The sequence below is a fragment of the Bradyrhizobium sp. Kon58 genome, from assembly GCF_055807455.1.
In genome coordinates, this window is the sequence record NZ_JBVVOT010000017.1 from 155,238 (window position 1) to 165,593 (window position 10,356).

General features: G+C 63.0%; 6 protein-coding genes and 1 pseudogene. 2 read left to right on the top strand and 5 right to left on the bottom strand.

Annotated features, from left to right (window positions below):
• Window positions 1-2: 2 nt before the first annotated feature.
• Window positions 3-1,589 carry a B12-binding domain-containing radical SAM protein gene (locus AC0L20_RS25545; protein WP_473293521.1) on the bottom strand — a complete coding sequence of 529 codons (1,587 nt, stop codon included), beginning with the start codon at window positions 1,587-1,589 and terminating at the stop codon, window positions 3-5.
• A 151-nt stretch (window positions 1,590-1,740) separates the two neighbouring features.
• The gene (locus AC0L20_RS25550) at window positions 1,741-3,123 is read right to left on the bottom strand and encodes an ethanolamine ammonia-lyase subunit EutB (protein ID WP_473293523.1); all 1,383 of its coding nucleotides are present in this window, start codon (window positions 3,121-3,123) and stop codon (window positions 1,741-1,743) included.
• A 220-nt stretch (window positions 3,124-3,343) separates the two neighbouring features.
• Here AC0L20_RS25550 and AC0L20_RS25555 point away from each other — a divergent pair, with 220 nt between their 5' ends.
• Together AC0L20_RS25555 and AC0L20_RS25560 are read left to right on the top strand one after the other, a co-directional pair.
• Entirely contained in the window at window positions 3,344-5,083 is a 1,740-nt protein-coding gene (locus AC0L20_RS25555; RefSeq protein WP_473293525.1) for a methyl-accepting chemotaxis protein, read from the top strand.
• A 748-nt stretch (window positions 5,084-5,831) separates the two neighbouring features.
• Window positions 5,832-7,802, top strand: a complete 1,971-nt coding sequence (locus AC0L20_RS25560) for an AI-2E family transporter (RefSeq protein WP_473293527.1) — start codon at window positions 5,832-5,834, stop codon at window positions 7,800-7,802.
• A 111-nt stretch (window positions 7,803-7,913) separates the two neighbouring features.
• On the opposite strand, the gene AC0L20_RS25565 is transcribed toward AC0L20_RS25560, so the two are convergent.
• The 3 genes and pseudogenes from AC0L20_RS25565 to AC0L20_RS25575 form a co-directional block, all read right to left on the bottom strand.
• Entirely contained in the window at window positions 7,914-8,405 is a 492-nt protein-coding gene (locus AC0L20_RS25565; RefSeq protein WP_473293529.1) for a septal ring lytic transglycosylase RlpA family protein, read from the bottom strand.
• Window positions 8,406-8,756: 351 nt separating this feature from the next.
• Entirely contained in the window at window positions 8,757-9,986 is a 1,230-nt protein-coding gene (locus AC0L20_RS25570; protein ID WP_473293530.1) for an acyl-CoA dehydrogenase family protein, read from the bottom strand.
• A gap of 178 nt (window positions 9,987-10,164) precedes the next feature.
• Window positions 10,165-10,356: pseudogene (locus AC0L20_RS25575) on the bottom strand (ABC transporter substrate-binding protein); the annotation flags it as partial.

The window sequence follows — 10,356 nt, forward strand, 5'->3', positions numbered from 1 at the left end:
CATCATTCGGCGGGGACGGAAGCCTCGCGTAGCCGGATCGAATAGTTCGAGGCGTTCTGCTGGCCGGTCGAGGCCGCCCGCGCAAAGGTGATGAGATGGTGCGCGATCAGGGTGCAGCCGATCAGCCCTTCGAGATCGCCGCGCTTGATGCGGCCCAGTGCGAACTTCCAGAACACGCGCTTGTAGTCGCCGAGCACGCCGACCTTCCAGAAGATGTTTCGCAGCATGACGAGGCCGCGCCTGATGTTGGGCCAGGTCTTCATCTCGTCTGGCGTCGGCATCTTCAGGCGGTGCACGTAAACGTGGTCGCATTGATACTGGAAGCGCGCGTAGACCTTCTCGGGCTCGTAGGCGACGGCCATGGCGTGCTTCCAGGACGCGACGACGTCGTCATAGGGCAACAGGAAGTTGACGTTGGAATCGCGGCCGTCGTCCTCGACCAGGCGTCCCTCGCGCTCCAGACGGTCCCACAGCGGCGTCTTCGGCAGCGCCTGAAGCAGGTTGATCGTGAGCAGCGGAATTCGGGAGTCCTCGACAAAGGCGAGCAGCGCCTCCGAAGTGTTGGGCTTGTCGGTATCGAGCCCCATGATGATGCCGGACACGACCTCCATGCCGTAGGAGTTGATGGTTTGCACGCCCTCGAGGATCGGGACCATCATGTTGTGGTCCTTGTGCATCGCCTTCAGCGCATCGGGGTCGGGTGTCTCGATGCCGCAGAAGATGGTGACGAAATAGGCCTCGCGCATCTTCTCGAGAATTTCCGGCCGCTTCGCGATATTGAGCGTCGCCTCGCAGGCGAGCCGCACCATGTAGCCGGTCCTCTTCTGCCATTCGATCAGATGCGGCAGGAGGTCCAGCGCCGCCTTGCGGTTGCCGATGAAATTGTCGTCGACGAAATAGACCGTGTCCGTCATGCCGCATTCGCGCAGGCGGTCGAGTTCGGCGATGATCTGCTCGGGCGATTTGAGGCGCGGATTGCGGCCGTAGAGGCCGGGGATGTCGCAGAACTCGCACTGATACGGACAGCCGCTGGAATACTGGATGCTGCCGAGGAAGTATTTCTTCACGTCGGCGAGCTCGTAGGCCGGGATCGGAAACTCCGTCATCGGCACGCGGTCCTTGGTGGTCAGCACCACCTGCGCTTCCGGACGCGAGATATCGCGCGACAAGATCTCGAGCAGCTGATTGGTGGCGTCGCCGAGCTCACCGACATGGAGATAGTCGAAGGAGGGATAGTAATCCGGGCAGGCGCTGACGGACGGACCGCCGAGCGCGACCGGCAGATCGAACTCGTGGGCGCGGCGGCAGATATCGTTCATCTGCTGGCGCTGGATGTGCATGCCGCTGACGAAGACCGCCTCCGCCCATTCGAACTCTTCCCTTGTCGTACGGCGAAGGTTCTCGTCGACGAATTTGACCTGCCACTCCTCGGGCAGATAGGCCGCGAGCAGCAAAAGTCCCTGCGGCGGCATGAAGGCGCGGACGCCATCGGTCAGGGGGTAGGAATGCTCGAACGTCCCGAACGACGATGTGTATCGCGGAAACACGCAGAGAATCCGCCGGGACGTCCCGTTACTTTCAGCTCGCATCAAAGCTCCCCCGCCACGCTCGACTTAGCTGCGGAAATTGCCAGACAGCCACATAGCGTAATGCTGCCCCCGGAATTTCTCAATATTGTGGCATGAGCTTAATTCCCGGAGGCATCAATGGTTTCCTCGGGCCGCCGGGTGCTCCGCCACGTCACGCGATCAGCCGTGACGCAAAATCGGGCAGCAGGCCTGCATCGCCGGCAAGACGGAGGTCAGCGCCCGCAATGCCGGACCGCACCAGCCAGTCGTCGAATTCCGGTGCGCGGCGCAATCCGAAGACGTCGCGGACATAGAGCGCGTCGTGAAAAGACGTCGACTGATAGTTCAGCATGACGTCGTCGGCGCCGGGGACACCCATGATGAAGGTGACGCCGGCGGCAGCGAGCAGCGTCAGCAGATTGTCCATGTCGTCCTGGTCCGCCTCGGCGTGGTTGGTGTAGCAGATGTCGATCCCGAGGGGCAGGCCGAGCAGCTTGCCGCAAAAGTGATCCTCCAGCCCGGCCCGGATGATTTCCTTGCCATCGTACAGATATTCGGGGCCGATGAAGCCGACCACGCTGTTGACCAGGAGGGGCGCAAAGGCGCGGGCGACCGCATAGGCGCGCGCCTCGCAGGTCTGCTGGTCGACGCCGTGATGGGCGTTGGCCGACAGCGCCGAGCCCTGCCCGGTCTCGAAATACATCACGTTCTGCCCGACCGTGCCGCGCTTCTGCGACAACCCAGCGTCCTGCGCCTCCTTCAGAAGCGCGAGGTCGATGCCAAAACTGCGGTTGGCAGCCTCAGTGCCGGCGGCTGACTGGAACACGAGGTCGACCGGCACGCCCTGCCCGATCAGCGACAGCGTGGTGGTGACATGGGTCAGCACGCAGGCCTGAGTTGGGATCTTCAACCGCGCGATGACCTCGTCGAGCAGCCGCAGCAATTGGCCGATCACGGCCGGGTCGTCGCTCGCCGGGTTGATGCCGATGCAGGCATCGCCGGCGCCGAGCAGGATGCCGTCCAGGATGGAGGCGGTGATGCCCCTGGCGTCGTCGAAGGGATGGTTGGGCTGGAGCCGGGTGCTCATCCGGCCCTTCAGGCCGATGGTGTTGCGGAAAGCGGTGGTGACCTCGCATTTCCGCGCCGCCAGGATCAGATCCTGGTTGCGCATCAGCTTCGAGACCGCGGCGGCCATCTCCGGGGTGATGCCGCCGGCCAGCTTGCGCAAGATTTCGGGCGTCGCGGCATCCGACAGCAGCCAGTCGCGAAAGGCACCGACCGTCAGCGAAGCCACCGGCGCGAAGGCTTTGGCGTCGTGGCTGTCGATGACGAGGCGGGTGACCTCGTCGGTCTCATAGGGGATGACGGCTTCCTGCAAAAACTGCCCGAGCGGGACGTCGGCCAGCGCCATCCGCGCGGCGATCATCTGTTCGGCACTGGCGGCGGCGATCCCGGCCAGCCGGTCGCCGGAGCGCGGCGGCGTCGCCTTGGCGAGCAGGTCGCGCAGATCCGGAAACGTGTAGGTCGTGGCGTCGATAGTGTGGCGGTAGACCAAGGGTCTCTCCGGGGTTCGTCGGCCAAAGGCCGACTCCTGAACAATCCCAAGACTATAGCTTCAGATCAAGACGCTGAAATATCTACCTTTCCTGCCACCGAAGGCGAAGGGCGCCAAACCCGGCGTTAACGCTGCGTCCATCTTCATTCTGCATAGTTTTGCAATAGTTTGCACGACCGCGCTCTCCGGCCGCTCCCGGCCATTCGGGCCCCTGAAAACCATGACAACCGATCAATCTGGGAATGCCGCCGGCCTTGCCGGCCGCTTCACGCTTGCCAACAAGCTCTACGCGATCTTCGCACTGTTCGCGCTGCTCACGGCCGCGATCGCGATGCTGTCCGATTACAACAGCCGCCGCGGTGCCGAGCTGACCACCGCGATCGAGACCGCGAATGCCGCCGCGCTGAATGTCGAGCGGGTCAACTCGCTGGTCTATGCGGTCGTGATGGAATCGCGCGGCGTCTACATGTCGACTGAACCGGCCGTGGTGAAGAAATACGGCGAGGGCCTGCTCAAGTTCAACGCACAGATCCTCGACGTCGTGAAGCGCTGGGAGACCATCGTCAAGGCTGACGATGCCGAGCAGTTCGCCACCTTCAAGAAGCGCATCGAGCAGTTCGTCGAGTTTCGCAAGGAGCTGGTGCGCCGCGGCGTCGAGATCAATGCGGCCGCGGGCCGCGAATGGGGCGACAACGAGGCCAACCGCGCCGTGCGCTCGGCGCTGAACAAGGATCTCGAGGCGCTGTCCAAGGTCTATGCCGAGCGCGCGAGGCAAATCGCGCACGAGACCGAGACCAATCGCACACTGTCCTTCGTCCTGACCTGCCTCGCCGGCGTGGCGCTCGCCCTCGTCGTGATCGGCATCGTCATCATCGCCCGCTCGATCGCACGCCCCCTCTCCGCCATCACCGCGACCATCAAGCAGGTCGCTGACGGCGCGGAGAACGTCGTGGTGCCCCACTCTGACCGCGCCGACGAGATCGGCGCACTGGCACGCGCGATCCAGATCTTCCAGGACGCGATGGAGCGTAACCGCAATCTCGCCTCTCAGGTCTCGCAGGACTCCGCCGCGCGCGAGGAGCGCGCCCGCCACATCGAGCAATCCGTCGACGCGTTTCGCGAGGCGATCGGCGCGATCATGCGCGGCCTCAGCGACAACGCCTCCGTCATGCGCGAGACGGCGCAGACCATCACCCGCGTCACCGCGGACGCGAGCAGCCGCGCCGGCACGGCGGCGAACGCAACCGAGCAGGCCTCGCACAATGTCACGGCGGTGGCAGGCGCGGCCGAGGAGCTGTCGGCGTCGGTGGTGGAGATCGGCCGGCAGGTGCGGCAATCCGCCAGCGCCGTCGAGCAGACCGGCCAGCGCACCGAGAAATCGATCGCTGAGATCGAGAGCCTGGCAGCCGCCACGCAACGCATCGACGGCGTGCTCAGCCTGATCCAGGCGATCGCCGAGCAGACCAATCTGCTCGCGCTCAATGCCACCATCGAGGCCGCGCGCGCGGGCGATGCCGGCCGCGGCTTTGCCGTCGTCGCGCATGAAGTGAAGGCACTCGCGGGCCAGACCGCAAAGGCGACCGCCGACATCAGCGAGAACGTCTCGATGATCCAGTCCTCCACCCGCAACGCAGTGGATGCCGTCCGCGAGATCGGCGGCGCGGTCCGCGAGATCAACGACGTCACCTCGGCGATCGCCGGCGCCATCGGCCAGCAGGACGCCGCCACGCGCGAGATCTCGTCCAACGCGCAATCGGCGGCCCAAGGCAACGAGACCCTCGTCGCCAACATCAGCTCGCTCCGCGATGCCATCGGCGAGACGGATACGGCGGCCTCCTCGGTGCTGGCGGCTGCGAGCAGCGTGACCGAGACGGCGGAGACGCTGTCGCGCGAGGTGGAGAAGTTCTTCCAGAACCTGCGCTCAGGCGCAGCGGACGGCCGGGTCGCCAAGGCGGGGTAGCAGCACGTCTATCGCCAGCGGAGACGGCGGTGGGGTCGCTCCATCAAAAAGCGCGAAAACAACCCCGTGCACAGTAGCCGGGGCTAGCGATATCAACGGCTTGGCTCTAATCCAAGTCTATTCGTATTTTACGAAATGATATTTGACTCGTCGGGCAAAACAGGGGCATGATGTCAATGTTGGAGCTTTCGCGCTGCGCCGGCAGATCGTGAGAAGCCGAAGGCTGGCTGAGGCCGCCTCCCTGTGAACCAAAGCCGCGGAGCAGTCCGCGGCTTTTGCTATCGCCACCATCTGGCTTTATCGGAAGCGATGCAGGAGGCAGTGATCCTTGGAAGCGGCCCGAATGCTCAGGCTTTCCGGCGGGAAGCAGGCCGGAAAGATCACACGCCGAGACGCTATCGCGAGCTGAAGCGGGGCGCCATACCGCGCTCTTGGAGCAGCGCGCGGAACTAAACCCGGCGTGACATGTTCATTCCCAACGTGGCTTGGCGCTCCCGATTCAATGCCGCCGTTAGCGCACCATCGTTAGCTCCAGATGCTCATGGCAACAATGCGTACCCGTCGGGATCGTAGCCCTAGCCGATCGGGCTTGGTCAGTTGTGACCGGCTCGCAAACCGGCCTGAAGCTCATGCACCGACTTCGACAGCTTGCGTCATGTCAGGACTGGACGACCTTCCCAAAGATGTGCCGTCCGAACTCACCGGACCCTCAACAAACTCGCCGCTTTTCCCGGCCTAGCGAGGAGCTGTGATCAGGCAGCCATTCAAAGCACGAACACCGGAAGAACTGATTTCGCTATTGAGCGCCGTGGCGATGGCTATTCTCGCCGCGATCATTGTCATGGTGCTCTATTACGGTCGCGAGATCATCATTCCGATAGCGCTGGCCGTCTTGCTCAGCTTCGTGCTGGCGCCCCTGGTTCGACTGGTTCAGCGTCTGCGCATTCCACGCAGTTTGGCTGTGGTGAGCGTGGTCGTGATCGCCTTCGCGTTCATATTTGCGATGGGCAGTCTGCTCGCTACCCAACTCGCGCAGCTGGCCGGCGATTTGCCGCGATATCAGTCCACAATAAGCGAGAAGATCCAATCCTTCCGTGAGACGACCGCCGGTCGAGGCACGCTCGAGCGGGCTTCCAGCATGTTGAAGGACCTCAGCAAAGAACTCGACAAGCCCAAGGAGGCCGCGAATTCGTTGGGGACCATAGCAGCTCCGAAAGCGGCCCCGCCGAAGCCCGTTCCTGTGGAAGTGCTTCAGCCCGATCCCGGCGCGCTGGAGAGCTTGCAAACGCTGATTTCACCGTTGCTTCATCCGCTCGCAACGACCGGGATCATCGTCATATTCGTGATCTTCATTTTGCTTCAGCGCGAGGATCTTCGTAATCGTCTGATCAGGCTGGCCGGTTCGGACGACCTGCAGCGCACCACAGCTGCCCTTGATGACGCGGCGAGCCGCCTCAGCCGGCTTTTCCTGATCCAGCTTCTGCTGAACGGGAGCTTCGGCATCATCATCGGAATGGGTCTCTGGCTGATCGGCGTTCCAAGCGCGATCCTGTGGGGTATTCTGGCAGCAGTGCTGCGCTTCGTGCCCTACATTGGGGCGGTCATCGCCGCCGCCTTCCCTCTCGCTCTTGCGGTTGCGGTCGATCCAACCTGGACGATGCTGCTTTGGACGATCGCGCTGTTCGTGGTGGTAGAACCAATCGTCGGCCATGTGCTGGAGCCGATGGTCTATGGACACAGCACGGGACTATCGCCGGTGGCCGTTGTGGCTTCCGCGACGTTCTGGACGGCGCTCTGGGGTCCAATCGGCCTCGTTCTGGCGACACCCCTCACCGTGTGTCTGGTCGTCCTGGGCCGCCATGTCGAGCGCCTGGAGTTCCTCGACGTCATGTTTGGAGACCGACCAGCGCTCTCTCCGCCTGAGATATTCTATCAGCGGATGCTCGCCGGCGATCCGACAGAAGCTTCGGCAAAAGCCGAGGAGTTCTTGAAGGAGCGATCTCTTAGCTCCTATTACGACGAAGTAGCCCTGCGAGGACTGCAACTGGCTCAAGCAGATGCCGAGCGCGGCGCTCTGGCTCCCGACCGGTTGACCAAAATCAGGGATGCGGTCCAGGAATTTGCCAATAACATTTCGGAGCAGGATGAGCGTCCGTCGCCGAAGGTCAACCCGACCACAGATGTCGAAGCTACATCTGCCATAGAGGGCGTGGCTGAGGACGCGCCTTATGAGAGCCTGCGGGTGCTGCGCAAGGAGGACTTGCCTTCTGAATGGCAAGGCGATCATCCCGTGCTCTGCCTGGCTGGACGAAATCCGATCGACGAAGCCGCTGCGATCATGCTGGCTCAACTGACGGATGAGCATGGCTTGTCGGCACGAGTTGAAGCAGCGGGAGCCTTATCGACGGCGAATATCTTCCGGCTGGAGACCGCCGGGGTCGCCATTGCCTGTCTTGTCTATATGGACGCAAGTAGTCCTGCTCATATGCGTTACTCGGTGCGACGGCTTCGCCGTAAATTGCCGAAGGCTACAATCATTCTGGGTTGCTGGATGAAGGACATCGACCCAGCGGCGCTGGAAAGCCTGCGGGAAGGTGCCAAGGCGGATCTGGCTGCTGCAACTCTGGGCGGAGCGCTCAAACTCTGCATAGAGGCGACAGGTGTGGACTCGCTTGGCACTGGAGCCGAAGGCCCGGCTTCGAAGATCACGGCCGCTTAGCAGTTTGCACGCATAGACATGGCTGCCGCAGGCGCGCAGCAAACCATGATGTCATCATGGCGATAACGCCGGGACCTTCGGTCGTGCTGCGCGACCTGCTGGTGCGACGGTTCAACCAACCGGTCCGGGTGTCCAATCGCCGCCGGCAAGCGGCCGGACTTTTACATCAGGAATGACCCCGCGCTCCAGGCTCGGATCGAAATGACGCATCGTCCGCTCATTGAAGTCGATGATGCGGCCGGGCCTTAGCGGTCCCACGTCGTTTATCCTGACGATGACCTTCTTGCCGATGGCCTCGACGAGGGCGTATTTCGGCTTCACGCCAAATCGGACCCCACCGAATTTCTTTCGCAAGCTCGTCTTGATGGCAGCCGACCAGACCGAGGGGTCATAGCGCTCGCCGGAAGCCGTCTTCGGCCCGCCCTCCTCTCTGCCTGGCTTGAACGGATTGTACATGGATGCCGCGCCAACGATCGCTTCTCCGGAAGCGGCATTGTCGGCAGCGCTTGAGTGAACCCCACCAGCTTCACATCGCGCAATAGAAACGGAAACGGCAAGCGCAACCACGGCACCGCAAATTGCGGCGCTCGATCGGAACACCATTATATCTCCTGTGATTTTCGATTGTTCGGTTCCGATGCCGCAAATCGTTTTGCGGGTCGAGCCAACCCCTGGCTACGGAACCGTTTGTAGGAACCCCGACAGTTCCAGCACGTGTTTTACTTGTCGCCGTCTAAGACAGACATTGCGTCAACAGCATGACGACGAGCGCGACAGTGAAACAGCGCGACGACATGAGTCTCACGGCGCCACCCGTCAGGACAATCGGTGCGCTTGCCTGTCTGACCGTGTTTTCATTCTTGGAACGTTGTTTTTCGCAAAAGCGCGATAATCGCAGCGACGCTGCGGCGAAGGCAGGCACCTTCTTCCACAAGGAGAGAAGGAAGATCGTCCCTAAGCCATTACCCCGCCGCGCTTGATCAGCTCCTTCCCCACCGCGGCCAGATGCACCTGATCCGGTCCGTCGCCGATGCGGATGAAGCGGGCGTAGACGTAAGCACGCGCCAGGAACGTGTCCTGCGAGACGCCGGCAGCGCCGTAGATCTGGATGGCGCGGTCGATAACGCGGGCGGCCATGCTGGGCACCACGATCTTGGCGGCCGCAATCAGGTCGCGCGCGATCTTGTTGCCCTCGCGGTCCATCCTGTCGGCGGCCTGCAGCGTCAAGAGCCGCGCCTGCGCGATCTCGCAGAAGGAGTTGGCGATGTCCTCGCGCACCGAGCCTTGCTCTGCGAGCGGCTTGCCGAAGGCCGTGCGCGAGACCGCACGCCGGCACATCAACTCCAGCGCGCGCTGGGCGCAGCCGATCAGCCGCATGCAATGATGGATGCGGCCGGGGCCAAGCCTGCCTTGCGCGATCTCGAAGCCGCGGCCCTCGCCGAGCAGGATGTTCTCCGCGGGCACGCGAACGTTCTCGTAGACGATCTCGGGATGGCCGACCGGCGCGTCGTCATAGCCGTAGGTCAGCATGTCGCGCACAATGCGCACGCCGGGCGTCGCTCTCGGCACCAGGATCATGGATTGCTGGCGGTGGCGATCGGGATCGTCGGGCGCGGTCTTGCCCATCACGATCAGGATCTCGCAATCCTCGTTCATCGCGCCCGAGGTGAACCATTTGCGGCCGTTGATGACGTAGTCGCCGCCGTCGCGCCTGATCTCGCACTGGATATTGGTGGCATCGCTGGAGGCGACCTGCGGCTCCGTCATCGAGAAGCCGGAGCGGATGCGCCCCTCCAAGAGCGGCTTCAGCCAGCGCTCCTGCTGTGCCGGCGTACCGTAGTTGGCCAGCACCTCCATGTTGCCGACGTCGGGCGCCGAGCAATTGAAGATCTCAGGCGCCCAAAGGATGCGGCCCATGATCTCTTTCACCGGCGCATATTCGAGATTGGTCAAGCCGGTGTTGTTAGGGTCTTGGCCGTGCTCGCCAGAGAGGAACAGGTTCCAGAGCCCCTGCTCCCGCGCCAGCCGCTTCAGGTCCTGAAGGACCTGCGGCGTCCGGTAGCGTGTCGCTTCCGGCTTCACCTGCTCGTAATAGAGCTCCTCGACCGGCTCGACATGCGTCCGCATGAACCGGCGGACGCGCTCCTGCAGCTCGAGCGAACGTTCGGAGTGGTGAAAATCCATGGGGTCCTCCCGTTCGCCGATCTTGCGTCGGTCTCGTAGGGTGGGCAAAGCGGAGCGTGCCCACCATTTCTCTCGAAGCATTGATAGGTGGTGGGCACGGCGCAAGTGCGCCTTTGCCCACCCTACTGCACCGAGTGCGCGGAGCGCGCCACCTCGCCCCCACTTGTCGCTTCGCGCGTTAGGTGCCGCGCAGCAGCTCGCTTGCCACGATCCAGTCGTTGCCGTTGAACTGCAGCATATAGCCGTCCTTGATCGGGCGGAAATCCTGCGGCGTGGTGTTGAGCGTGATGCCGGGCATCAGCAGCGACAGCGGCACGTTCTTCAAATTGGCCGCCTGCGCCATGATGTTCTCGCGCGTCAGATTGTCCTT

Bases quoted from the DNA above. Each gene is read 5' to 3' on its own strand.
- AC0L20_RS25545 (WP_473293521.1), bottom strand. From the start codon at position 1,589: ATGCGAGCTGAAAGTAACGGGACGTCCCGGCGGATTCTCTGCGTGTTT.
- AC0L20_RS25555 (WP_473293525.1), top strand. From the start codon at position 3,344: ATGACAACCGATCAATCTGGGAATGCCGCCGGCCTTGCCGGCCGCTTC.
- AC0L20_RS25565 (WP_473293529.1), bottom strand. From the start codon at position 8,405: ATGGTGTTCCGATCGAGCGCCGCAATTTGCGGTGCCGTGGTTGCGCTT.
- AC0L20_RS25570 (WP_473293530.1), bottom strand. From the start codon at position 9,986: ATGGATTTTCACCACTCCGAACGTTCGCTCGAGCTGCAGGAGCGCGTC.